The 25,647-nt window shown below is 37.6% G+C and carries 20 protein-coding genes and 1 pseudogene; 18 read left to right on the top strand and 3 right to left on the bottom strand.

Translation table 11 applies throughout. The features are described 5' to 3' along the window. Positions 1–467 (top strand): annotated as a pseudogene (locus tag BKP45_RS07290) (RNA-guided endonuclease TnpB family protein); the annotation flags it as partial. A gap of 224 nt (positions 468–691) precedes the next feature. Continuing rightward, on the top strand, positions 692–1,279 hold the full coding sequence (locus BKP45_RS07295) for an RpnC/YadD family protein (protein ID WP_071389079.1): 588 nt from the start codon (positions 692–694) through the stop codon (positions 1,277–1,279). Between the two features lie 356 nt (positions 1,280–1,635). On the opposite strand, the gene BKP45_RS07300 is transcribed toward BKP45_RS07295, so the two are convergent. The 3 genes from BKP45_RS07300 to BKP45_RS07315 form a co-directional block, all read right to left on the bottom strand. After that, positions 1,636–3,396 carry a glycoside hydrolase family 13 protein gene (locus BKP45_RS07300; protein ID WP_071389080.1) on the bottom strand — a complete coding sequence of 587 codons (1,761 nt, stop codon included), beginning with the start codon at positions 3,394–3,396 and terminating at the stop codon, positions 1,636–1,638. Between the two features lie 717 nt (positions 3,397–4,113). Beyond that, positions 4,114–4,509 carry a single-stranded DNA-binding protein gene (locus tag BKP45_RS07310; protein ID WP_071389082.1) on the bottom strand — a complete coding sequence of 132 codons (396 nt, stop codon included), beginning with the start codon at positions 4,507–4,509 and terminating at the stop codon, positions 4,114–4,116. 34 nt (positions 4,510–4,543) lie between these two features. Further along, entirely contained in the window at positions 4,544–5,020 is a 477-nt protein-coding gene (locus BKP45_RS07315) for a hypothetical protein (protein ID WP_071389083.1), read from the bottom strand. Between the two features lie 294 nt (positions 5,021–5,314). Between BKP45_RS07315 and BKP45_RS07320 the strand changes: the two genes are divergently transcribed. The 16 genes from BKP45_RS07320 (at position 5,315) to uvrB (ending at position 25,582) form a co-directional block, all read left to right on the top strand. Continuing rightward, positions 5,315–6,292 carry a C39 family peptidase gene (locus tag BKP45_RS07320; RefSeq protein WP_071389084.1) on the top strand — a complete coding sequence of 326 codons (978 nt, stop codon included), beginning with the start codon at positions 5,315–5,317 and terminating at the stop codon, positions 6,290–6,292. Between the two features lie 198 nt (positions 6,293–6,490). After that, a complete protein-coding gene (gene cspD, locus BKP45_RS07325; RefSeq protein ID WP_071389085.1) occupies positions 6,491–6,688 on the top strand; it encodes a cold-shock protein CspD in 198 nt (65 codons plus the stop codon). A 244-nt stretch (positions 6,689–6,932) separates the two neighbouring features. After that, positions 6,933–7,931, top strand: a complete 999-nt coding sequence (locus tag BKP45_RS07330; RefSeq protein ID WP_071389086.1) for an HD-GYP domain-containing protein — start codon at positions 6,933–6,935, stop codon at positions 7,929–7,931. A gap of 353 nt (positions 7,932–8,284) precedes the next feature. Continuing rightward, positions 8,285–8,830 carry a ribosome hibernation-promoting factor, HPF/YfiA family gene (gene hpf, locus BKP45_RS07335; RefSeq protein ID WP_071389087.1) on the top strand — a complete coding sequence of 182 codons (546 nt, stop codon included), beginning with the start codon at positions 8,285–8,287 and terminating at the stop codon, positions 8,828–8,830. A gap of 319 nt (positions 8,831–9,149) precedes the next feature. After that, a complete protein-coding gene (gene secA, locus BKP45_RS07340) occupies positions 9,150–11,657 on the top strand; it encodes a preprotein translocase subunit SecA (RefSeq protein WP_071389088.1) in 2,508 nt (835 codons plus the stop codon). A gap of 77 nt (positions 11,658–11,734) precedes the next feature. Then, a protein-coding gene (gene prfB, locus BKP45_RS07345) for a peptide chain release factor 2 (protein WP_245747408.1) occupies positions 11,735–12,833 on the top strand; the annotation gives its coding sequence in 2 pieces (ribosomal slippage) (positions 11,735–11,797 and positions 11,799–12,833; 1,098 coding nt in all). A 172-nt stretch (positions 12,834–13,005) separates the two neighbouring features. Next, positions 13,006–13,887, top strand: a complete 882-nt coding sequence (locus BKP45_RS07350; protein ID WP_071389090.1) for a YitT family protein — start codon at positions 13,006–13,008, stop codon at positions 13,885–13,887. Positions 13,888–13,995: 108 nt separating this feature from the next. After that, complete coding sequence (locus BKP45_RS07355) at positions 13,996–14,316, top strand: c-type cytochrome (protein ID WP_071389091.1); 321 nt, start codon at positions 13,996–13,998, stop codon at positions 14,314–14,316. A gap of 695 nt (positions 14,317–15,011) precedes the next feature. Continuing rightward, complete coding sequence (ftsE, locus tag BKP45_RS07360; protein ID WP_071389092.1) at positions 15,012–15,698, top strand: cell division ATP-binding protein FtsE; 687 nt, start codon at positions 15,012–15,014, stop codon at positions 15,696–15,698. Next, positions 15,688–16,581, top strand: a complete 894-nt coding sequence (ftsX, locus tag BKP45_RS07365) for a permease-like cell division protein FtsX (protein ID WP_071389093.1) — start codon at positions 15,688–15,690, stop codon at positions 16,579–16,581. Before ftsE ends, ftsX begins: the two co-directional genes overlap by 11 nt. Before the next feature lie 453 nt (positions 16,582–17,034). After that, on the top strand, positions 17,035–18,375 hold the full coding sequence (locus tag BKP45_RS23255; RefSeq protein ID WP_071389094.1) for a murein hydrolase activator EnvC family protein: 1,341 nt from the start codon (positions 17,035–17,037) through the stop codon (positions 18,373–18,375). Positions 18,376–18,620: 245 nt separating this feature from the next. Further along, positions 18,621–20,087, top strand: coding sequence for a S41 family peptidase (locus BKP45_RS07375; protein WP_071389128.1), 1,467 nt, complete (start codon positions 18,621–18,623; stop codon positions 20,085–20,087). Between the two features lie 282 nt (positions 20,088–20,369). Further along, the gene (locus BKP45_RS07380) at positions 20,370–21,563 is read left to right on the top strand and encodes a PDZ domain-containing protein (RefSeq protein ID WP_071389095.1); all 1,194 of its coding nucleotides are present in this window, start codon (positions 20,370–20,372) and stop codon (positions 21,561–21,563) included. Positions 21,564–21,702: 139 nt separating this feature from the next. Beyond that, positions 21,703–21,909, top strand: a complete 207-nt coding sequence (locus tag BKP45_RS23530) for a DUF2198 family protein (RefSeq protein ID WP_407639584.1) — start codon at positions 21,703–21,705, stop codon at positions 21,907–21,909. 524 nt (positions 21,910–22,433) lie between these two features. Next, positions 22,434–23,357: a sugar ABC transporter substrate-binding protein gene (locus tag BKP45_RS07385; protein ID WP_071389096.1), complete on the top strand. Its 924-nt coding sequence runs from the start codon at positions 22,434–22,436 to the stop codon at positions 23,355–23,357. Positions 23,358–23,608: 251 nt separating this feature from the next. Further along, entirely contained in the window at positions 23,609–25,582 is a 1,974-nt protein-coding gene (gene uvrB / locus BKP45_RS07390) for an excinuclease ABC subunit UvrB (RefSeq protein WP_407639583.1), read from the top strand. Positions 25,583–25,647: the final 65 nt, after the last annotated feature.

Raw genomic sequence — 25,647 nt, forward strand, 5'->3', positions numbered from 1 at the left:
CTGATATTCGAGTTGAAACCATGCGGTTTCAATCTCTACAAAAACGAGCGAAAAATACTACACGTAATAAGAAAAATGGCAAAATCAATCGCAAGAAAAGATTTGGCAAATCAATAGCTAATCGCGCACCAGCCATGTTGCTAACAATAATTGACCGAAAACTAGGTTACCAAGGTCGTTCTTTAAAGAAAATAGATACTTATGCAACGAAAGCAAGCCAATTCAATCATATAACAAGAGAATATAGTAAAAAACAACTTTCGGAACGTTGGAATGAATTTGGAGAGTTTCTCATTCAACGTGATTTATATAGTGCTTTTTTAATAGGTAATACAAACGAAACTCTTAATTCAGTTGATGTGCAATTATGCAATACGCAATGGGATAATTTTGTGCAACTACACAATCTTGAGGTTGAGCGTTTAAAAAAATCACCAAGTAAAACTTTGCGATGGTTTGTCGCATAAAACAAACCTGATTGGTCGTGACAACGCCCAATAGAAGTCGGAACGATAAGCATATCAAGAGTCTTTCTAGGCTTGTTGAGAGAAGTGCCTTGCGATTGCGCAATACGTCCGTTAATGTTTTAGGAGAAAGTACGTCAGTGCTTTGGTGGAAACTCTTTCCGAAAAGAAAGATAAGGGCACCATTGAGAAGCTTGCAAGTACCCTAGAACCCCACTGCTTTAGCTGTGGGAGTTGTCAGAGACGAGTATCCAAACTATAAACCACATCAATATACGTATAAATTTTATGAAACAAAAATAAATTACACTTATAAAACGTATAAGCTACTTGACCAACAAGAAAAGGAATTAGCTGCTTCAGACAATCCGTTTGCGATGGCAATTTTAGCTGGAATATATGTGATTCGTTCAAAAAGAGATAACGCAAAAAAGTTTCTCTTCAAACTTAATTTAGTGCGGTTACTTTTATCTAAGAAATGGGAGAAAGAAAAGATTGATATGATTTTCCGTTTCCTAGATGGCATTATTCGCTTGAATGAAGACGAAGCATTACAATTAAAAAAAGAAGTCGATGAAATCATGAAAAAGAAAGGTGATGAGGAAATGGGCTTAACATGGGATAAAACAAACTTAGCGGAAGTTTATTGGAAGAAAGGGAACGAACAAGGGTTAACAGAAGGTCAAAGGAAAAAAGCACTTGAAATGGCTTTGAATTTGTTAAAAGAAGGAGTAGACGCCCAGGTTATTGTACGTGCTTCTGGACTAGATAAGGAAGAAGTCGAGCGTCTAGCAGTTCAATTAAATAATAAATAATGGAAATGAAGCAATTACGTAGAAGAACTGAGCTGTCGGGAAAGAGAACTCGTTCTAGCTTCGCTAGAACATCGGAAATTCAGATGGAGTCTCAACTCCACCTGAATGGAAGTGCCCGCCTACGTCACGCTTAGAGGTGGGGTTAAGTACAAGGTATAAGTGCCGGGAACTTAATCAACGTTTAATTAAAAATAGTTCATCGAGTAACAAAACGAGAGCAGTTTTCAATTGTTACTGAAGCTGCTCTCGTTTTTGTGTGACACACTTAATGAATTATTTTCACAACTACATACTGAGTTGTGCGGATTGTTTTTGGTAATTAAAAACTGTTATAAACCCCCATTTACTTCTTTACTTCAAACGCTCTTCATTATAACGAATTCTAAATCATTCAGTTGGACGGTGATGTTGCCATTTACGTTAATGACGGTCCCGTTTCCAGTGATGACTTCCCAATTCCCTTCAATACCTGGTAGTTGAACATCGATCGTGTCAATACAGTTATTCATCACGACAATAAATCGGTTGTTATCATCAGCTCGTTCATAGACGACGTGCTTTTCGCCTCGACCAGCTTGGAGAAATGTAAACGAACCATCTCGGAAGGCGCGGTTTTCTTTTCGTATCCGGATCATGTTTTTATAAAATTGGAACAGCTCACCGTCTTGTCTTTCTTGATTCCATAACATCGGTTTCCGGCAATCTGGATCGTTTTCTCCGTCCATCCCAAACTCATCGCCATAGTAAATGCAAGGAGTTCCTCTGTAGGTAAGTTGAAAAGCTGCTGCTAGTTTCATTCGTTTTTTGTTACCTTGGCAAATCGTTAAAAGCCTAGCTGTGTCATGAGAATCTAATAAATTAAAAGCTACTTCATTTACTTGTAACGGGTAGGCAAGGAAGATTGCATCAAGCCTGCTCATGAACTGCTCAGCATCGATCGCGTCCTTACAGAAAAATTCTAAAATGGAGTTGGTAGCCGGGTAGTTCATAACGGCATCAAATTGGTCGCCCTCTAACCAAGCTAACGAATTATGCCAAATTTCACCTAATATATATGCGTCAGGGTTTGCCTTTTTAACGACTTGCCGGAACTCGCGCCAAAAATGGTGATCGACTTCGTTTGCGACGTCTAAGCGCCAACCATCAGCGCCAATTTCTTCAATCCAATAACGAGCGACCTCTAATAAATACGCTTTTACTTCAGGATGCGCAGTATTTAATTTTGGCATTTGTCCAGTAAATGCAAATGTATCATAGTTTGGTTTTGGGTCACATGTAACAGGATAATCTCGAATATGGAACCAGTCTTTGTACTTAGATGCCTCTCCGTTGTTAACGACATCTTGGAACGGTCCAAAATAATAACCGGAGTGATTAAACACTGCATCTAGCATTACTTTAATTCCTTTTTCATGGCATTTCGCAACGAGAGTTCGAGCTAGTTCATTATCACCAAAATGTGGATCGACCTTCATATAATCAACGGTGTCATATTTATGATTTGTTTTTGCTTCAAAAATCGGTGTGAAATAAATGGCATTAATTCCAAGCTCGACAAGATAATCAAGATTGTCAATCACCCCTTGTAAGTCGCCCCCAAAGAAATTATCACGATTCGGAGCTCCGTTTTCCCAGCAATCAATGTGTTCAGGATCGTTTGACGTATCACCATTTCCAAATCGTTCAGGAAAAATTTGATAAAAAATAGCGTCTTTCACCCACTGAGGCGGTTTATGCACATCAATGGCATTTAAAAATGGAAATTCAAACAAGCCTGTAGCAAATAGTACAGAAGAATCATCGGATTCTTTTTCAACAAATCCAATTTCATTCATAATCACTCTCTGTTCACCAGAAATAAATTCAAATAAGTAAGCACAGCGTCTACATTCAGGTTGCACAACGGCCTGATAGTAGTCGAATAGCGAATCACTAGCAAACTTTTGCATTTCAACTCTTAAAAAGCTTGTTTCGTGTAAGTTGTACTTGTCACAATGGAGTAAATAAACTTGGTGCATGTCATCACGTTTCGTACGAACGCGAATATGCAATGTTTTATCGTCGTAAGCGTACGCGTAATTTGATTTGGGACGGTGGTAAATTGCTTCTAATAACATGAACAAACCTCCTAAAAATATCGCTCCGGTTTCTATTATGGACGGTTCCATGTACAATCTATAAGCAACCTACAAAAAAAGTCATAATGTATTCGCTTACTCGACAAAATTAGTAGAAAAGAGTGGCAAATCGTCACACCAAAGACCATCACTAATCAAAATGTACCTGCAGGGATAAAAAAACAACCTTTGCTCACGTGAACGATGGTTGTAGTGTTTTATTAATTTATAAGAAAAACTAAGGCTTCCCTCAAATTATATGTAGTCTAATGAATTTCATAAATGATTTTCACTACTAATACAGCTTTATGCTGCTTAGTTTTGGTCATGATAAAATTCATTTTATAAATTGTAAAATGATGAAAGCCCGTTTCCCTTACTTTACCCATCTCTGTGAAGAAAAGTGATATCATCTTCCGGTTTATTGAGTGGAAGGGTAAAGCGAAAAGAGATGGGCGTTTAAGTGAGGATTCAATAAACTAGAAGATGAATAAAGAGGATATGAGGTACTATTGTTTAGTGGAATTTCGTAAGTTTAATAGTAAGATTTCATCACTATTAATATTTTCTAAATGTTGTTTGTCAATTTTTTTATTTAACTCTTCAATCTTGGTTCTTATAGAAATTATCTCCGTTTTTATCCTATTTTGGAATTTGTGAAAGTTCGATATATGAAAATCGTCGTTCATTATTTGTTCACAAAAACTGTCAACTTCTTTACTTTTCATCGACAAATTTTCCCCTTTCTTCTGTATCTCGGAATATATCCATTGATTCTATTGAAGTGCTTGGTTGCTTTTTTCTCTGTAAAAATTCAATGCTATCGACGACTACTTCAGTGACAAACATACGAATTTGGTCTTTGTTTTCGTAACTCCTAGTTTGAATCCTCCCTGAAAGTGCAACTAATGAGCCTTTGTCACAGTAGCTTGCAATATTTTCAGCCGTTTTTCGAAAGGAAACACAAGGGATGAAATCTGCTTCATATGTTCCTTCAGAGTTTTTAAAGTTCCGTTTTACCGCTAAGTGAAAAGAGGTAATTCCTAATCCATCCTTCGAATAATAAAGTTCAGGGTCTTTTGATAATCTTCCTGTTAACAATACTTGGTTCAAATGAACGCCTCCTTTTGGGGAAGTCCCCATCTTTTTATAACTTCGACAAAACATTCTCTTCAACAAATTTCCGATAATGCTTCATTTTAGGGTCTGGAAAGTAATTTAGAATTCGCGACGTAACAATGTGATCATTTGGAACGTGGCTAATAAAAGAGAGATAACTACTCCATCGATAATTTTGTCGGTTTCCCATAAGGTGAATTAATTTACTAGCCTTTAAAAACTCGTTGGCAGAATCAATGAGTGTAAAAGTAGACTCATATTGTTGTGTAAGTTTCTTTATAATGTCTTGGATTGGTACGTGAGTTGTTTCAATTAGAAGGTAAATCTCATTCGGGGTAAGCGAGTAGGCATGAAGGTAAAAAGGATAATGATAACGTACAAGCTCTAGTAATGATAAAAAGTTAATATAATCCTTGTCCCTATTAAATAACTGCCTATTAAAAGAGTCATAGCAAGAGATAGAATAAATAGCTCCAGGAAACCAAATTACGTGTTTTTCACTCATAAAACACTCCGATTTAACAAAATTAATGTTCGACTTAGAAAATGAAATCTTTAAAACAAAGCTTCTCGTCATGTTTTTCAAATGGTAAAATATATTCAGAAAGGTTGTCGAATAAATAGCGATTTTGAAGAGAATTAGCGAAGTCAACCATAGTTTATAAGAATATTTAACCAATTTCAAGTGTTTTTTTAGAAAAAATTGTTAGTGACTAGGACTAAAGGTAAAAAATGGGCGTTACTATCAATATCTTTGAATTGTGGAATACAGTAAATTAAAGTTTGGTGGGGAGTTTATATGGATATGTATGTAGCGATACTTGGAGCAATTTTGCTCGTTATTTTAATTGCGATGTATGCGATCGCAAAAACGTTAAAAGTAGAGAAATTGTTTGGAATGGGTTTTCTCTCATTTTTTATTTTAATAGGATTATTCGTAGGTGGAACTCACTTCTTTCTAGATGTTCCACTCCTGAAAATAGGGGAAACGTCTGCTGAAGCCGAAATCGATGACGAAGCGTTTCCTGCGACTACTCCATTTGCCGTGATTACTGATGAAGAAACTTTATATTTTGAACAGTTTTCAAAGGCAGTATCTACTGCAAAAAAACACGGTACTTCGGTTTATTTTTATGACCAAAACTATGTCGTATGGGAAAAAACGAATTCTTTACCACCAAGGATTTTACAAGTGCCACTTATTTTGCAATTCCCAGATTTACCAAGAGGAGCTGAGGTTACGAGTCTAGCAATGCTTCTAGGCTATGCAGGTGAAAAAGTGAATAAACTTGAGCTTGCTGAGCACATAAAGAAAGACCCAACACCACTTTCAATGGTAGATGATATGATTTTTTATGGTAATCCGAATGATGGATTTGTCGGTAGTATGTATTCCTTAACTGAACCTGGTTACGGTGTATATCACGGACCAATTAAGGAGCTAGCAGAAAACTATTTGCCTAATCAGATCGTTGATATGACAGGGGCAAAATTTGAAGATATTTTGTACCCATTACATGCTGGACGACCGATCTGGGTCATTATTCATACCCAATTTAAAACGTTGCAGGACGAGGAGTTTCAAACATGGAAAACACCATCAGGCGAAATCGAAGTTACCTATTTTCAACACGCTGTTTTACTAACAGGATATGATGGTCAAAACATTTATTATAATGACCCACTATCATTAGAAGTTAATCGTCCGATATCCAAATCGCGTTTTAAGGAAGCTTGGCAACAAATGGGGAGACAAGCAATCAGTTATGTTGATTAAAAAACTTTTCGAGCCTATTTGTCACAAAGTAAGTTTTCCGACAGTGGAGCGCTTACATTTTTGAGGGATAGTGTCGAAAAACGAAGGGAAATGGCGAAATACCGAAGACAAAATAGTTTGACTAGAATTTGACTCGTTGCTATAGTTAAGTTGTGGTTATTAGCCACATGATTTTATTCATGAAGGGAATGTGTAATAATGTTAGGAAAAGTTAAATGGTTTAATGCAGAAAAAGGTTTTGGATTTATCGAGCGCGAAGATGGAGACGATGTTTTTGTTCACTTTTCAGCTATCAATTCTGACGGGTTCAAAACATTAGAAGAAGGACAGGAAGTTGAATTTGAAATCGTTGAAGGAGCTCGCGGACCTCAAGCTGCAAACGTAACAAAGCGCTAGTCCACATTCCCAAATAAGCAAGTTATTTTAAAAAAGTAAAAGTTCGTCTTTTTTATATAGCTTTAATTTTCGGGAGAAGAGAGCCGAAAGCCCTACCTAAATTCAGGTAGGGCTTTTCGTGATGTGTAAGCGCTTTAAAATATAGGGTAGTTGTTTAATAGTCTTTAAGACCTGTAATGTAAGTTGGACTTTGTTCATAAATATAACTAGAGTACTTTGTTTACTTCCAATTTACGGTGAGAGGGTGATTAATATAGAGAAACTTAGCTTTCGTCTTGTCGGGAAAAAGTTAGAAGAAGATGTTTTTTCAAACCTTGATGTCTTGCTGTTAAAAAAAGGTACGATATTAACTGAAATCCACATCACGCTTCTACAAAATCATCATTGTCAGCAAGTGAAAGTTTCTGATGAAGTTTCCTTTCAGTTTCTTTATCAAAAGAACATCGAGCACATTGAACAGCTGTTTTTAGAAATAGAAAACCTACAGGAAATCAACATCAACGATTGGTTTGAACCTGACAAAGCTGTCGTAAGAGAAATTCAAAAAAATGCTTCTATATTAGACAACTTATATGAAAGGAAAACTCAACCATCGCTTTTTCGTCATAGTGCAAATGTAGGCTTACTCGCTTTTTTTCTCGGAAAATTACTTAGGTACTCTTATACAAATAAGCTCCTCCTTTGGAAAATGGGGGTGTTACATGATATCGGGAAGAGGCGATTACCTAGTGAATTGTGGACAAAGCAAGAAGAGGAGTTAACTGAAGCTGAAAAAAAGCAATACAGAAAACATCCTGAATTAGGGTTTGAGATGTTAAAGAAAGTAAGTGGTGTCAATGCTCAAATGCTACATGCAGCCAAGCATCACCATGAACGAATTGATGGCTCCGGCTATCCGAATAGCGTAAGAGTGAAGCATTTACCGATGATGGTACAAATCATCTCTGTTGCAAACCAACTAGACAAGATTTTGACGACTGGTCGTACTAATTTTGAATTGGTCAATCAGCTCGTTGAAGAGACGCGTGAAAATAAGTATAACCCAGCCATTGTTATCCCGTTTGTGGGCCACTTGCTTAGAAAGTATGTTGGGAAACAAGTCGTTTTAAATGATGGTACGAAAGCAGAAGTTGCCTTTATTTTTGATCACGAACCGTCACACCCATTACTATATTTGAAGGAAACAGACACGTTTATTGATTTAAGAAATGACCATAAGAGGAAAATCGTGGAACTAGCATGAAAAATGGTCACCTATAAAACAAATGTAACGCTTCTGTACGATCCGGGTGAATTTGTGCGCGCTTCACTCATTATTTGCGCAGAATTACACAATCTCAACAATACTCCAATTTTCCCCATAAACTAAATCATTACAGCTTCAAACATAGAAAAAATAACATTTTCGTACACTTCACCCGTTTCTGTTAAAAAAAGTGAAGACTATTTCCCCATAAATTAACCGAAACTATGATTGAGCACGAAGGTACTAACTTGTTCACATTTTAAAAATATTTTTACTATTTATAACGTTTAAGAAGGAATATCGCTAGGGTATGTAGAAATATACATGCATAAAGGAAAGGAGGAGTTTATATGAACTTTAACATTCGTGGTGAAAACATTGAAGTAACTCCGGCAATTAGGAATTACGTTGAAAAGAAGGTGGGTAAGTTAGATCGTTACTTTGACGAAACCCCAACTTCACCAGTTCATGTAAACCTGCAGGTTATTAATAACCAGCAAATTATTGAGATTACAATCCCAATGCCGCAATTATTATTAAGAGCTGAGGAAACACATGAAGACATGTATGCAGCAATTGACCTTGTTGTAGAAAAACTTGAAAGTCAAATTCGTAAACATAAAACAAAAGTAAATAAAAAATTCCGCCAAGAAGGCAGTTTGAAATATATGTTCCGCGATGAAATGGAAAATAGCGTGACATTTGAAGAAGAAGATGATCTTGAAATCGTTCGTACGAAACGCTTCTCGTTAAAACCAATGGATACAGAAGAAGCAATTTTACAAATGGATATGCTTGGTCACAATTTCTTTGTATTCTCAAACTCAGTGAATGGCGACACAAACGTAGTTTACCGTCGTAAAGATGGACGCTATGGTCTAATTGAGCCACAATAATATACTTAAATAAAAGAGTGCAGCTGAAGCTGTGCTCTTTTTAAATCTACCAATCCTATCCACGCTCATCCTTGTATCGACAGCACCAAACTGTTAAAATTAAATATGAGTGTAAAAAGTAGGAAGTGTAAGAACAGCAAGGAACTTAGCCGTAGTATATAGGTCTCGTTTAGCAAAATGGACGTTAAGTGCATCGCCAAAATTAGGTGAAGTCGACAAGTCCTTACTTAAACCACGGATTTATAACTTTTTATTGGAGAAAAATAGAACATGAATTGGGAATCGTTTTTACGTTCCCATTAAAAAAGGAGAGCAGTTTATGATAGGTTTTTTGAAAAAAGTGATAGGAGATCCTAGCCAACGCCAACTGAAAAAAATGCAAAAAACAGTTGATGAAATTGAGTCACTTGAAAGTGAGATCAAAAAGCTTTCTGATGACGAGCTACGTCAAAAAACAGAAGAGTTCAAAAAACGAATTCAAGATGGCGAGACATTAGATGCTATTTTACCAGAAGCATTTGCAGTTGTTCGCGAAGGTTCAACTCGCGTCCTGAAAATGCGCCATTATCCAGTTCAGCTTTTAGGTGGAATTGTTCTTCATGAAGGAAATATTTCTGAGATGAAGACTGGGGAAGGGAAAACGCTAGTAGCAACATTACCTGTTTATTTAAATGCGCTAACTCAAAAAGGGGTTCACGTTGTAACGGTCAATGAATACTTAGCTCGTCGTGATGCCGAGACGATGGGTGAGCTATACAAATTTTTAGGCTTAACAGTTGGTTTAAACATCAGTGGATTAACGAAAGACGAAAAGCGTGAAGCATACGCTTGCGACATTACATATGGGACAAACAATGAATTTGGTTTTGATTATCTTCGTGACAATATGGTTACGTATAAAGAACAAATGGTACAACGTACGCTTTACTTTGCATTGGTCGATGAGGTTGATTCAATCTTAGTTGATGAAGCTCGTACACCACTGATTATTTCTGGTTCAGCGGAAAAATCAACAAAACTTTACCAAGTAGCAAACTCATTTGTACGCACGTTGCGTAAGGAAGCTGACTATACATATGATGAAAAAACGAAAAATGTTTTACTGACTGATGAAGGTGTGGAAAAAGCCGAAAAAGCCTTCAACATTGAAAATCTTTTCGATGCTACTCATGTTCAGTTAAATCATCATATTAACCAAGCGTTAAAAGCACATGTTGTCATGCACCGTGATACAGATTACGTTGTTGAAGATGGCGAAGTAGTTATCGTTGACCAGTTTACTGGTCGTTTAATGAAAGGACGCCGTTATTCTGATGGATTACACCAAGCGATTGAAGCAAAAGAAGGTTTAATGATTCAAAGAGAGAGCATGACACTTGCATCGATTACTTTCCAAAACTATTTCCGTATGTATCAAAAGCTAGCCGGAATGACAGGTACAGCTAAAACAGAGGAAGAAGAATTCCGCAATATTTACGGAATGGATGTTATGGTTGTACCAACGAATTTACCAATCCAACGTGACGATCGTCCAGATTTAATTTTTAAAACAATGGAAGCGAAATTTAAAGCAGTTGTAAACGAAATTTCAGAGCTTCACAAAAATGGGCAACCTGTGTTAGTTGGTACGGTAAGCATTGAAACGTCAGAGCTTATTTCTTCTTTATTAAAAAAGAAGGGTGTTCCTCATCATGTTTTAAATGCGAAAAATCATGAAAGAGAAGCGGAAATCATTGAAAATGCTGGTCAAAAAGGTGCAGTAACGATCGCAACAAATATGGCCGGTCGTGGTACGGACATTAAATTAGGTGAAGGTGTCGTTGAAATAGGTGGTCTACACGTATTAGGTACAGAGCGCCATGAATCTCGCCGTATTGATAATCAGCTTCGTGGACGCGCGGGACGTCAAGGAGACCCAGGTTCATCACAATTTTATTTATCAATGGAAGACGAACTTATGCGTCGTTTCGGATCTGATAATATGAAAGCGATGATGGAAAAACTGGGCATGGACGATGATCCAATTGAAAGTAAGCTTGTCAGTCGTGCAGTAGAACAAGCACAAAAACGAGTGGAAGGGAATAACTTTGACGCTCGTAAACAAATTTTACAATATGACGATGTTATGCGTGAGCAGCGTGAAATTATTTATAAGCAGCGTATGGAAGTTCTTGAGTCTGATAACGTTCGTGAAATCGTTGAAAATATGATTAAGTCTGCTGTTGAGCGAAATATACATGCGCAAACGCCAGAAGAAGAAGTTCCAGAAGATTGGGATATCAAAGCAATCGTCGATTATACACGGGGTACTGTTCTTAACGAAGGTGACGTAACTGAAAAAGACTTGAAAGGCAAAGACCCTGAGGAAATGATCGAATTGATCATGGAAAAAGTAAAAGTCGCTTATGATAAAAAAGAACAAGACTTTCAGCCTGAACGTATGAGAGAATTTGAAAAAGTCATTTTACTTCGTTCTGTAGATACGAAATGGATGAACCACATTGACCAAATGGATCAACTTCGTCAAGGGATTCATTTACGTGCCTACGGGCAAAATGATCCGTTGCGTGAATACCGTTTTGAAGGCTTCCAAATGTTTGAGGATATGATCGCCTCTATTGAAGAAGAAGTATCATTATATATCATGAAGGCTCAAATCGAGCAAAATCTAGAACGTAAACAAGTGGCAGAAGGCAAGGCCGTTCATGCCGGTTCAGGGAAAGAGCCAGAGAAAAAGAAACCAATCCGTAAAGCGGCAGCGATCGGACGAAACGAACCATGCGTTTGCGGAAGCGGTAAGAAATATAAACAATGTTGTGGTAGATAATTGGATATGACCCGAGAGCTAAGCTTTAATGCTTGGCTTTCGCTTATTTTAAAATATAGATAAAAAGGTGGATATACATGGAACTTGTAGAAATTAAGCAAGAGCTTTCAATGATGGCTAAACGTTTAGCGGACTTTAGGGGGTCTCTTTGACCTTGAAGTAAAACAAGAGAGAATTGGTGAGCTTGAGGAAAAAATGACAGACCCAAACTTCTGGGATAACCAACAACAAGCTCAAGCGGTTATTAACGAATCGAATGCCTTAAAAGAGCAAGTCGAGAGTTTTCTAGAGCTTCAAGAACATTATGACGATCTTGAAGTTTCGTATCAATTAGTCAAAGAAGAGCCAGATGCTGACCTTGAAAAAGAATTAGAAGAGGGTGTTCGTAGCCTTTCTAACGACTTAAACGAGTTTGAACTAACGTTGTTGTTAAGTGATCCTTACGATAAAAATAATGCTTTGCTTGAATTGCATCCAGGAGCAGGGGGGACAGAATCACAAGACTGGGCATCGATGCTCCTACGAATGTACACTCGTTGGGCGGAAAGAAAAGGGTTTAAAGTAGAGACACTAGATTACTTACCTGGTGATGAAGCAGGGGTGAAAAGTGTGACTCTTTTAATTAAGGGCCATAACGCCTACGGTTATTTAAAAGCTGAAAAAGGTGTACATCGACTCGTGCGGATTTCTCCATTTGATGCATCTGGAAGACGCCATACATCGTTTGTTTCTTGTGAAGTCATGCCAGAACTTGATGATGATATTGAAATCACGATCTCTCCAGACGATTTGAAAGTTGATACGTACCGAGCGAGTGGAGCTGGTGGTCAGCATATCAACACAACCGATTCGGCGATACGGATTACCCACTTACCAACCAATACGGTTGTAACATGCCAAACCGAGCGTTCTCAAATTAAAAACCGCGAACGCGCAATGAAAATGCTTCAAGCGAAACTCTTCCAATTAAAGCTTGATCAGCAAAAAGCTGAACTCGATGAAATTCGCGGCGAACAAAAAGAAATTGGTTGGGGCAGTCAGATTCGATCTTACGTTTTTCACCCATATAGTCTTGTAAAAGACCACCGCACGAATCACGAGGTAGGAAATACGTCATCTGTCATGGACGGAGACCTCGATCCATTTATTGATGCATATTTACGCTCGCAAATATAAAGCTAAGAGTAATGACATGTTGTCATTACTCTATTTGATTCGAAAAGACTGTCACCCCGACAGCTCATTAAAGCGTTACTGTACTCGCGTTTACATATTTCCAGTACTGGTGTTATACTACCAAAGGATTTTAGACTGCATATATCATATTTAGCAAAAGTGGGGAAAGAAAATGAAAACAAATGGTGCAAGAAGAAGAGGGTCATTTAGGCCAACCTGCCCGAAATGGCTAATTGTCTGGGAGTACGCTCATGTTTTATTAGGGTCAGCGATCGTTGCAATCGCATTTAACTTATTTTTATTACCTAACCGAATTGCCTCTGGTGGCGTTAGTGGGATTAGTATCATTGTGTATGATGTCATCGGTATCACACCAGCCTTTACGCAGTGGGCGTTTAATATACCGTTATTTATAGCAGGTGTACTTCTGCTAGGTGGATTTAAATATGGATTGAAAACATTAGTTGGTACAATTTTTCTACCTTTCGTCGTTTTTTTAACGAGAAATTTAGAAGCTGCGACACTCGATCCTTTACTAGGTGCTCTCTTCGGGGGTATCGGTGTCGGCCTAGGACTTGGGATCGTATTCCGTTCAAATTCATCAACAGGTGGAACCGACTTAGCAGCACAAATCGTCCATAAATATACGGGTTTTTCGTTAGGTGCATGTATTTTTATTATTGATGGGTTAATTGTGGCGACATCCGCTGTCGTGTTTAATATCGAGCTAGCGCTTTATGCTTTAATTTCACTTTATATTACAGGGAAAACAATTGATTTAGTTCAATTAGGAGTCGGTTATGCCAAAATCGCTTTAATTATTTCCGAAAAACAAGAACAAGTGCAACAAAGCATTTTGAATGATATTGACCGCGGAGTGACAAAATTAGAAGGGTATGGTGGATACACCAATCATAAACGACCTGTCCTCATGTGCGTCGTAAACCAGGCAGAAGTAACGAAACTAAAGCAACTCGTACAAAAAACAGACCCAAGCGCATTTGTCATTGTTACAAATGCAACAGAAGTATTAGGTGAAGGCTTCAAGAAGTAAGAAAAAAGGAAAGTGTTGCTAATTAAAGTGTGTTTTTATATTATTAATATTAGAAATAGGACATACTTATAAATAGAAATATTTTGTTCATTCGGGGGGGCTTAGATTATGAAGAGACTTTTTTTTGTACTCTTTGGTGCAGCCTTTGTACTAGGTGCATGTGGTGGCGCCGATGAACCAGCACCAGCTCCAGAACAGGAGATTACAGGCGATTTTGATCCAGTTCGAGCTGAAAGTGCGTACCAATTATGTGTAAACTGTCATGGGGCAAACCTACAAGGGGCTCCAGCATATCCGCACCCAATCACAGGTTTGACAAAAGAAGAAGTACTAGCTGCTATCGAAGACGGCCCAGGTGTAATGCCTGGAAACATGGTTAGAGATGAAGAAGCCGAGAACTTAGCATCTTGGATTGCCGCACAAGAATAACTTACTAATAGAAAAATCCCCTTTAGTTGAGGGGATTTTTTCATTTGCACACACTTCACCCAAAATTGTGCGCGCTTACCCTTTTTATGCGCGATTTACTGCGAAATGTGCGCGAATTTCTGAATTTGTGTGCGCTTCACCGAAATTTGTGCGCGGTTATCCCCAAAAAGGCACGCTGGCCCTTTTTTATGCGCGAACCGCACGAGTTTCTGCGCGATTTACTGCGAAATGTGCGCGAATTTCTGAATTTGTGTGCGCTTCACCCCAAATTGTGCGCGCTTACCCTGAATTTATGCACGTTACCCGGATTGTCATAATTCTCCAAAATAATACAAGTTGCCCAAATTTATATTCATTTAAACTCTAAATACATGAAATCAACACTTACCCGAACACTCGAATGACCGAAAAGTACTAAGAAACGTACCTTTTGCCACCTGATTTTTTACAGTTATCCCCACTAAAATTACATTGAAATTTGCATGAAATAAAATTGTAATATTTTTCAGCTTATTTTGTAGATTAATGATGATATAATGGAATACGAGCGTGTACAAAATTGTTTGATCCTGTAGAATGTAAATAGATTGATAGAATTAATGAGAGGAAAATGTCAAATTGTGACTCAAATAGTAACGATTAAAGTTACATTATGACATGTGATTACTAAATTGTATTAGGAAGTGAGAAACGCCATGATCGAAATGAAAGATGTATGGAAGACGTATCCCAACGGAGTCATGGCCATCAATGGGATTGATGTGTCCATTTCCAAAGGGGAATTTGTCTATGTTGTCGGCCCAAGTGGAGCAGGTAAGTCAACTTTTATTAAATTAATGTATCGTGAAGAAAAGCCAACTAAAGGAAATGTTGTTGTTAACGGCTTTAGTTTAGAAACTATTAAAGAAAAAAAAATTCCGTTATTTCGCCGTAATCTCGGGATTGTATTCCAGGATTTTAGGTTATTACCTACATTAACTGTCTATGAAAATGTCGCATTTGCTTTAGAGGTTATTGAGGAAAGTCCAGCTAATATTAAACGAATTGTTATGAACGTGCTTGATATTGTAGGCTTGAAAAATAAAGCACGGTTTCTACCGCATGAACTATCCGGTGGTGAGCAACAACGTGTAGCAATTGCTAGGGCAATCGTGAATACGCCAAGTGTTCTCATAGCTGATGAACCAACAGGAAATCTTGATCCCGATACATCTTGGGGGATCATGGATGTTCTAGAAGAAATTAATAACAGAGGCACAACGGTTGTTATGGCTACACACAATAAAGAAATTGTAAATACGATCCGTAAACGTGTTATTGCAATTGAAGGCGGCCGAATTGTCCGTGACCAAGTAAGGGGGGGATACGGTTATGAAAGGTAGAACTCTCATACGTCATGGGAAAGAGGGCGTTAAAAGCTTAGCGCGTAACGGGTGGATGACATTTGCATCCATTAGTGCAGTAGCAATTATGCTATTAATGGTAGGTGTGTTTCTTTTATTAATTTTAAATTTAAATCATTTTGCAACTTCAGTTGAAGAAGATGTAGAAGTCAGGGTTTTTATTGATTTAACAGCTACAGAAGAGCAGCGAGAAGAGCTACTTCAAGAAATAGAACAGATCCATAACGTTGAAAGTATAACATTTTTACCGAAAGAGGAAGGGTTAGAACAATTTATTGACAGTCTTGGAGAACAAGGAGAAGTTTTTGAAACGCTCCGCGATGAAAATCCTTTGTATGACGTTTTTGTTGTTCGAGCTGTCACGCCTCAATTAACAGAAGAAGTAGCAACAAATCTAGAACCACTACCCTATGTAGTAGAAGTAGGATACGGAAAAGATGTAGTTGATCAATTGTTTAGCTTTACAAGTTTAGCAAGACAAGTCGGTTTCTTCCTAATAGTTGGTTTAATGTTCACAACGATGTTTTTAATTGCTAATACGATTAAAATAACGATAGTTGCGAGAAAAAGAGAGATTAAGATTATGAAGCTAGTCGGTGCGACAAATAGCTTCATCCGTTGGCCATTTTTTGTAGAAGGCTTGCTATTAGGGGTTTTAGGTGCATTGATTCCAATTGGTATTTTAGCCTTTGGTTATTCAAAACTACATGATAGTTTTACCGGAAACCTAGACTTGATGTTTATCGAACTTCTCCCTTCATCACCGCTCGTTTATCAAGTAACCGCAATACTATTAGCGATCGGTGCGTTTATTGGAATTTGGGGAAGTATGATGTCTGTTCGGAAATTTTTAAAAGTGTAATAGATTACTAAAGGTTCAGCCGAGCCGATTAAATAGCTTTTCTTAGTGAAAATGACTTTAATATTTCAGTCTTTAAGACTTGGCTGAACCTTTTTATCCCACTCTTAAGGGGCAGTAAGACCCCCACCTCAATACGTAAGAAAATCGGAAAGTTTAGGTGGGGGATTAACTGCGCTAAAGGTCCGATATAGAATAACTTTCATCAGCGAAAGCTGATGATTAGTTATTCTTATGCCCGTGGTATAAGTTAAACTAACAATCAGTGGGGATGATGGAACCCCCCACTGATTGAAGTTCAGCTTTATATTTTTTTGAAAAACGACTTTATTAATGAATTTCATACTACATATTTTTGCTGCTGAGCTACTTTATTTAATTGACTAAATGGTTGGCATTATGAAATTCACTTGATTTAAAAAATATATTAATAGAAAAGTGAGGGAAACTGGTACGATGAGACGTAGAATTTTTTTAGTGTTTTCTGTTTTTGTGTTAGCAATGGCTAGTTTCTTAACAACGATTGGTTCTGAAAATGTAGAAGCGAATTCAGAACTAAAAAACAAAATTAAATCGATTCAAGATGAGCAAGCGGAAAATAAAGCTGAGGTAGAGAAAAAAGAAAGAGAAATGAAAGAACTTGAACAAAAAATAAAGCAGCTAGAGGATGAGATGCGTGTTATTGATCATCAAACAGCTGAAACGAATCAAAAAATTCGCGAAAAAGATGCTGAACTTAAGGAAACAAAAGAAAGAATTGATATTTTAGTTGAAGAAATTGAAATATTAGAGGAAAGAATTGCAGAACGTGATGAGTTATTGCAAAGTCGTGTACGTTCTATGTATAAAAATGGTGGTTCGGTTAATTATTTGGAAGTTGTTTTAGGTTCTCAAAGTTTCGGTGATTTTATTAATCGTGTTTCAGCGTTAAACACGATTGCTCAGCAGGATCGCAATATTTTAGAAGCGCATCATAATGACAAAATTGCTGTTGAAGAAGCAAAAGAACGAATGGAACAAGAATTAATCAAATTAGAAAAACAGGTAGCTGATCTTGAGCAGTTAAAAGAAACGTTAAATAAACAAAGAAAAGAAAAAGACCGAATAATGGGTCAATTAGAACAGCAAGAAGGTCAAATTCATGCTGAATTAGGTGAACTTGAAGATTCAGCAGGAATTTTAGCAGCACAAGAGAGAGCGATGAAACAAGAGCTAGTTGCGTGGGAAGAGCGTCAAAGACAGTTAGAGGAAGAGAGAAAACGTCAAGAACAAGAGAGAAAACGCCAACAAGAAGAGGCTTCTAGAAATGCTTCGTCAAGCTCGAATTCAAGCTCAAGTTCTAGTTCCAATTCCAATTCAAGTTCACATTCAGCTCCATCTGTGACACAAGAAGGGAATTTTATGCGCCCGACCACTGGTGCGATTACCTCTCCTTATGGACCGCGTTGGGGAAGATTTCACCATGGGATCGATATTGGAAAAGGTGGACGACAAGGGGATGTCCCTGTTGTTGCAGTGGAAGCTGGGACAGTGATTAGGTCTTACTATTCTCCGAGTTATGGGAATACAGTGATGATCTCTCACAATGTGAACGGACAAGTCATTACAACTTTATACGCTCACCTAGAAAATCGGATGGTGTCAGACGGTCAGCGTGTAAGTAAAGGTCAACTTTTAGGGTATATGGGGAATACGGGTCAATCATTCGGACCTCATTTACACTTTGAAGTACACGAAGGACCTTGGAATGGTGCGAAATCTAATTCAGTAGATCCACTTCGCTACATCCCTAGATAGAAAAAATTGATCATTTAACTTGAATCTTTTATAATAGCTTTAGGACAAGCTTCATTGTTGGATACTAGTTTTTTTATACGATGTAACATGATATACTAGACACTCGTGATTTATTAACAATTAAATTCCTTCAACATTCAACATTCTAAAAGAGGATAGCTCGTCATATATTATTGATGATAGAGAGGCATTACATCATTAAGATGTGATGCCTTTTCCGTAAAAAATGAGGTGAAACTATGAATATGAATCGTAACACGCTCGCATTTCTCCTTTGTGTCGCTCTACTATTTGGAGCAGGTGGAACGTTTGCTGCCATGAATATCTTTGGATTTGGGACAAACAAACCTGTGGCAGAGCAAACGTTAGAAAACAGAGATGTCGAAGTAGAAGCTGGTGAACAACTTTCGATGGATGAGGTTGTGGAAAAGTTTACAAAAGCTTTTCAAGTGATTAGTGATGGCTACGTAGAAGAAACTGAAGAGAGCAAGTTATTAGAAGGCGCTATTCAAGGAATGCTAGAAACGTTAGGCGATCCGTATTCTGTTTATATGGATCAGCAAACGGCCAAACAATTTATGGATGCACTTGATTCACATTTTGAAGGGATTGGTGCGGAAGTAAGTATGACTAATGGAGTCGTGACTATCGTTGCACCATTCCGTAATTCTCCAGCCGAAAAAGCCGGATTACGACCGAATGATCAAATTATTATGATTGATGGAGAAGATATTGAAGGATTATCTTTGTACGAAGCTGTTTTGAAAATTCGTGGTGAAAAAGGTACTGTTGTTAATTTAACGATTGAACGACCTGGTACTGCTAACCCATTAGAATTTGCTGTAACAAGAGATACGATTCCAATTGAAACGATACGCTCAGAATTAATAGAACAAAACGGTAAAAAAGTTGGTTACATTGAGATTTTATCGTTCTCTGAAGGGACAGCAAGGAATTTTGAAGAAAAGCTAATTGAATTTGAAAAAGAAGGTATGGATGGTTTAATTATTGATGTCCGTGGAAATCCAGGTGGTTTGTTGCATAGTGTTCAGCAAATCGGTCATCTTCTAGTTCCTAATGGTAAACCAATTGTTCAAATTGAAGACCGTCACGGAAATCGCGATCGCTATTTATCTTCAGCAAAAGAAGAAAAGGATTATCCAATTGTAACGCTTATTAACAATGGTAGTGCATCTGCATCTGAAATTTTAGCAGCGGCGTTAAAAGAAGCGGGTGGCCATGATGTGGTAGGTGAAACGACTTTCGGAAAAGGTTCAGTTCAACAAACGATCGATATGGGCGACGGAAGTGAAATCAAGCTAACGCTATATAAATGGTTGACTGCTGGCGGTAACTATATCAATGAAGTTGGAGTAGACCCTACAGTTGAAATAAAGCAACCAGATTTCTTCTACGTGTCACCACTAAATGTTGATGAAGAGTTAACTTTTGATATGAATAATGAGCAAGTGAAAAATGCGCAAATCATGCTAAGAGGTATCGGCTTTGAGCCAGGCCGAGTCGATGGATACTTCGGTGAACAAACGAAAAATGCAGTGATGGCATTCCAACGTAAAAATGATTTGTCCGTAACAGGAGACATTGATAAAAAGACTGCTGAAGCTCTACAAGAAAATGTTGTACAAGAAATACGTAACAAAGATAATGATCGCCAATTAAATACTGCGATCGAATTAATTTTACAAAGGTAAAAAATCGCAAAGAGGATTACATTTTGGGGGATTGCACTCTTGGTGTAATCCTCTTTTTTGCTGAAGTGATACAATGTTCATGAGAGTAGGGTTATACACAATACGGAAGCTCTGTGGTAACATGCGCTGTGACCACGAGTAAGTGGTGCTAGAGCTAGTCTTGAGTTTCAAAAAAAGTACATGCAAAAAATACATGTATTTTGTAACCAAAAAATGTATAATGAACTTATGTGTATATGAAGCGGCTTTCAATTACGAAATACATAGGGAAGGGTGTTTAAGTTGGATTTTTATGCAGTAGGTATCGAACTATTAAAAGGGATAGGCTTATTTTTTTTACACCCCCTCACTTACATTCTCATTCTCTTTAGCTTATTTTTAGGTTACAAGAGGGTTCAGAGGGAAAGAAAAGATTTTCATACTCGTGTATATGACATCATTGATGATTGGCTAAGTCCACTCTTTCCTAGTTTCATAGCAGCATTGGTTTTGATGCTCGTGGTCGTTGGCCTTGGGATCGTTATCCCTTTAGGTGTCATGTTACTATTTGCTGCAGTTCATTTATTACTTTTATTGACTGGACAAGCCAGGTGGTTATCACCTGCTTATACAGGAAGTTTAACGCTTCTTTTTGCTCTTATTTTTCCTAATTTTAAAACAGGTTCAGCATTAATAAATCAATGGATTTCTGAAATTCATTCGGTTCATTTGCCAAGTATAGCAGTTTTAGTCGGTTTGTTAATGATTACTGAAGCTGTCTTAATTTTATCAAATGGGGCGAACCATACGTCTCCGAAGCTATTCACAAGTAAGCGTGGGAAAACGGTTGGGGGACACGAAGCGCAAAGGGTATGGATCTTACCGGTATTTCTCCTCATTCCAAGTGGTACGATATCGATCGTAGAGTTTTGGCCTATTATACCAACCGATTATTCTCAACTAGGTTTTATGGCGGTCCCTTTTGCAGTTGGCTTTAAACAAGTAGTTTGTAGCACACTGCCTAAAGAGGCAATCTTTAAGTATGGAAGACTAGTATTACTTGTAGGGGTTACCGTTTTGGGTTTAAGTACGTTGAGTATGTTTTACCCAATTTTTATTCCAATCGTAGCTGTTACAGCATTGCTAACGAGAGAGCTGATATCAATCATACAAAAGCTCCGTGAAGACAACAAAACTAATATATATGCTCAACAACAAAATGGTCTTGTCATTCTCGGGGTCATTCCTCAATCCCCAGCGGAAAAAATGGAAGTCAAGGTAGGGGAAGTAGTGACGAAAGTAAACGGAATTCGTGTGGAAACCGCGCAACAATGTTATGAAGCACTGCAACAAAACTCTGCTTTTTGTAAACTTGAAATCATAAATTTAAGCGGGGAGCTTCGTTTTACCCAAACTTCCCTTTATGATGGCGAGCATCACCAAGTAGGTATGCTTTTTGTCAAGCAAGATAACAGTTATTATGAAGAGGCTATTTGATATAGAAAAGCTTACAATTGGAAGGGGCAGAAAGATAGAAAATTGCTCAATTTAATTTTGGCGCTCATTCTACCATTTAGCCCACTCTTAAGGGACAGTAAGACCCCCACTGATTGAAGTTCAGCTTTATCGTGATGTTATTTTTACAAAAGTATCATACAGCAAAGTTGGAGCGCTGTTTGTTACGGTAATGATCTTAATTTTCGGCTTTAGTGGCTTACATCAACCACCATTAATGATTATTATTGGCACTGTTTCTGTCGTAGTAGGATTTGTTTTCTCTTCTCACATCCAAAAGAAAAATCGTAGATCGCAAAAACGTTTGGAGAGATCCAAGCGTTTTTGATTCTAATATAAGAATTTATAAATTTTTACTTATAATTAACGATTTGAAGGGGATCCCAATAAATATATAGATTTGAAATGAATAGTTTTTTTCTGATGCATTTAATATACTTAACCATTCTGTTAATAATTCCAAAACAAAAGTGAAACTGAGAAATGTATCTGAAATCGATCCAAAAAAGTAAAAGCGGGAAAGGTGCTATCTACTTAAACGATCGAGTCCGGACCCCGGTTCACACAATTACTGACTCCGATGTGCTCCCAGAAATTATTCCCCCACGACCAAAATCTTTTTTTGTTTACTTCCATCTAATTCTTAAACCCAAAAATATTAGAGGTTAACATGCAAAAATACTGAAATACTTCAAACTGAAAATTTGTTATTATCTAACAGCTATACATTAATAGTAAACGCGATGGTTATTCTTGAAATAATTAATTCTTTAGATGAGAGTAGGGATCTTTTAAAGAAAAAGGCAGCGATTGACTGTCTCCCAATCATATAAATCCTATAAAGGAGCGATTATGAATAAATATAAAATGTTAGTGCTACTTATAATCATATTTTTTTCTGTCCTCTACATAATTTTTCAGCCATTGAGCGCCCCAAAACCTAGAGTTGTTGTTGTTTTAAAAGAGTTGGAAACAGAGTATTGGAAAACGGTCAAAGTAGGTGCACAAAAGGCGCTCCGTGATTTTAGAATAGATGGAAGAGTGATTTCACCTAAAAACGGTTTCGTAGAAGAGCAAAATAAGATTTTAGAAGAAGTATTTAAAGAAGAACCCGATCTGTTAGTTTTTTCCCCCATACATACCGCTAACCTTCTTAAACTTGAGGAGCTTAACAAAAATAATATTCCTGTAATACTAGTAGACACAGATTATCCTTTGGAAAATAAACGTTCTTTTATTGGTACTAATCACGTTGATTTAGGAAGAAAAGTAGGGTTATTGCTAGCCACAGAACTACAGCCTGGAGACAAAGTTGCTATGATCCATTCGAATGGTGATTGGAGAATAGAAGCAAAACGAACGATAGAAGAAATTGATATAAAAATAACATCCCAAGAATTGCTAATATCAAATGAGCCGAGACTCATTAAACAAACGATGGAACGAATACTACGTAATCATCCTGATATTAAAGGAGTAATTGCTGAAACCGACATTATCGCAGTACATGCGTTTGAGATCATTGAAAATCATGGGTTAAAAATACCGGTTATCGGTGCCCAAGGAAATACCGTTATGATTGAGTTAGTGAAAAAGGATGCAATAAGGAGTACAGTTTCACAAAATCCATATGATATGGGATATGTGAGTATTCAAACTGCCATGAAATTAATAGAGGGAGAAGAGGCTATACGAAACATAAATACGGGCATAGACATTATTACGAAAGATAATGCCGATTTGAGACTAAACTTTTTAGAAAGATTATTACACTAAGCTAGCTAGATTAGTGAAAATCCTCAGCTCTACTCAAAACAACAACAGTCTACCACAATACCATTAATAGGGTGTCTCTAGATGAATATTTCATTTGAGCATCCTCTTTCTCGTTTTAAACAAAAAAGAATATACGTTCGTAAAAATGTTTGAATCCGCCTCAGATGTGTTATAATAATAATTGGAATTATTAAACATGTATTCGTGAAAAGTAGTAATAAAGGAAATTTCATAATATGGAGGGGATTTGTTTGGAACAGTTTCAACTAGTTTCTAAATATCAACCTACAGGGGATCAGCCAACCGCGATCCAAGAATTAGTAAAAGGAATCAACGACGGTAAAAAAATGCAAACACTCCTCGGTGCAACAGGTACCGGAAAGACATTTACCGTTTCAAATCTTATAAAAGAAGTTAACAAACCTACACTAGTAATTGCTCATAACAAAACACTAGCAGGTCAGTTGTACAGTGAGTTCAAACAATTTTTTCCAGAAAACGCTGTTGAATATTTTGTTTCTTACTATGACTACTATCAGCCAGAGGCGTACATCCCACAATCTGATACATATATTGAAAAAGATGCGAGCATTAACGATGAAATTGATAAATTGCGCCACTCAGCAACAAGTTCGTTATTTGAGCGAAAAGACGTCATTATTATTGCTAGTGTTTCGTGTATTTACGGTTTAGGTTCACCAGAAGAATACCGTGATCTTGTCGTTTCGCTTCGTACAGGAATGGAAAAAGATCGCAATGAATTACTACGAGATTTAGTTGATATTCAATATGATCGAAATGACCTCAATTTTACGCGCGGTACGTTTCGCGTTCGTGGCGATGTTGTTGAGATCTTTCCAGCCTCACGTGACGAGCGGTGTATGCGTGTTGAGTTTTTTGGTGATGAAATTGATCGGATTACTGAAGTTGATGCACTCACTGGTGAAGTCCTTGGCGAGAGAAATCATATTGCGATTTTTCCAGCATCCCACTTCGTTACCCGTGAAGAAAAACTGAAAAAAGCGATCGTCCATATCGAAGCAGAACTTGAGGAACGCCTGAGTGAGCTGCATGAAAATGGGAAACTATTAGAAGCGCAACGCCTTGAGCAACGCACTCGTTATGACATTGAAATGATGCAAGAAATGGGATATTGTAACGGAATTGAGAATTACTCAAGACATCTAACGTTCCGTGAACCAGGGGCAACCCCATATACATTACTAGACTTCTTTCCAGAAGACTTCCTCATCGTCGTCGATGAGTCTCACGTGACATTGCCGCAAGTTCGTGGCATGTTTAACGGTGACCAGGCAAGAAAGCAAGTGCTCGTTGATCATGGCTTCCGACTCCCATCGGCAAAAGACAATCGTCCGTTACGATTTGAAGAGTTTGAAAAAAAGATGCACCAAGCGATATTTGTTTCTGCAACACCAGGTCCATATGAATTAGAACATACACCGAAAATGGTCGAGCAAATTATTCGACCGACAGGCTTGTTAGACCCTACAATAGATGTACGACCAATTCACGGACAAATCGATGACCTTATCGGAGAAATCCGTGACCATGCTGAGAAAAATGAACGAGTCCTCGTTACAACATTGACGAAAAAAATGTCTGAAGATTTAACCGATTATTTAAAAGAACTCGGAATAAAAGTCCGTTATTTACATTCTGAAATCAAAACGTTAGAAAGAATTGAGATTATACGTCAATTGCGAATGGGTACGTTTGATGTTTTAATAGGAATTAACTTACTCCGTGAAGGGCTCGATATTCCAGAAGTATCGCTCGTTGCCATTTTAGATGCGGACAAAGAAGGTTTCCTAAGAGCAGAGCGCTCCCTTATCCAAACGATTGGTCGAGCAGCTCGTAATGCTAACGGACATGTCATTATGTATGCAGATAAAGTAACAAAATCTATGGATATTGCGATCAATGAAACAGCAAGACGTCGCACCATTCAAGAAGAATATAACGAAAAACATGGCATCGTACCACAAACGATCCAAAAGGAAATACCAGAAATCATTAAGGCGACAATGGCAGCAGAAGATAGTGAAGAGTACACAGCGCCACCAATCACCAAACTAAGTAAAAAAGATCGAGAACAAGTCATCGCTAGAATGGAAGTAGAAATGAAGGAAGCTGCAAAAGCCCTGAATTTTGAGAGGGCGGCAGAACTTCGAGACTTAATTATGGAGTTAAAAGCAGAAGGTTAATCCTTACGTTACATCTACTCTACTAGAGGCGCGAGGGTCATTCAATTAGGATGATCCCAGCTGCT

The sequence above is a fragment of the Anaerobacillus alkalidiazotrophicus genome (genome assembly GCF_001866055.1).

Bases quoted from the DNA above. Each gene is read 5' to 3' on its own strand.
- BKP45_RS07300 (WP_071389080.1), bottom strand. From the start codon at position 3,396: ATGTTATTAGAAGCAATTTACCACCGTCCCAAATCAAATTACGCGTAC.
- BKP45_RS07315 (WP_071389083.1), bottom strand. From the start codon at position 5,020: ATGAGTGAAAAACACGTAATTTGGTTTCCTGGAGCTATTTATTCTATC.
- BKP45_RS07320 (WP_071389084.1), top strand. From the start codon at position 5,315: ATGGATATGTATGTAGCGATACTTGGAGCAATTTTGCTCGTTATTTTA.
- cspD (WP_071389085.1), top strand. From the start codon at position 6,491: ATGTTAGGAAAAGTTAAATGGTTTAATGCAGAAAAAGGTTTTGGATTT.
- hpf (WP_071389087.1), top strand. From the start codon at position 8,285: ATGAACTTTAACATTCGTGGTGAAAACATTGAAGTAACTCCGGCAATT.
- secA (WP_071389088.1), top strand. From the start codon at position 9,150: ATGATAGGTTTTTTGAAAAAAGTGATAGGAGATCCTAGCCAACGCCAA.
- BKP45_RS07350 (WP_071389090.1), top strand. From the start codon at position 13,006: ATGAAAACAAATGGTGCAAGAAGAAGAGGGTCATTTAGGCCAACCTGC.
- BKP45_RS07355 (WP_071389091.1), top strand. From the start codon at position 13,996: ATGAAGAGACTTTTTTTTGTACTCTTTGGTGCAGCCTTTGTACTAGGT.
- ftsE (WP_071389092.1), top strand. From the start codon at position 15,012: ATGATCGAAATGAAAGATGTATGGAAGACGTATCCCAACGGAGTCATG.
- ftsX (WP_071389093.1), top strand. From the start codon at position 15,688: ATGAAAGGTAGAACTCTCATACGTCATGGGAAAGAGGGCGTTAAAAGC.
- BKP45_RS23255 (WP_071389094.1), top strand. From the start codon at position 17,035: ATGAGACGTAGAATTTTTTTAGTGTTTTCTGTTTTTGTGTTAGCAATG.
- BKP45_RS07375 (WP_071389128.1), top strand. From the start codon at position 18,621: ATGAATCGTAACACGCTCGCATTTCTCCTTTGTGTCGCTCTACTATTT.
- BKP45_RS07385 (WP_071389096.1), top strand. From the start codon at position 22,434: ATGAATAAATATAAAATGTTAGTGCTACTTATAATCATATTTTTTTCT.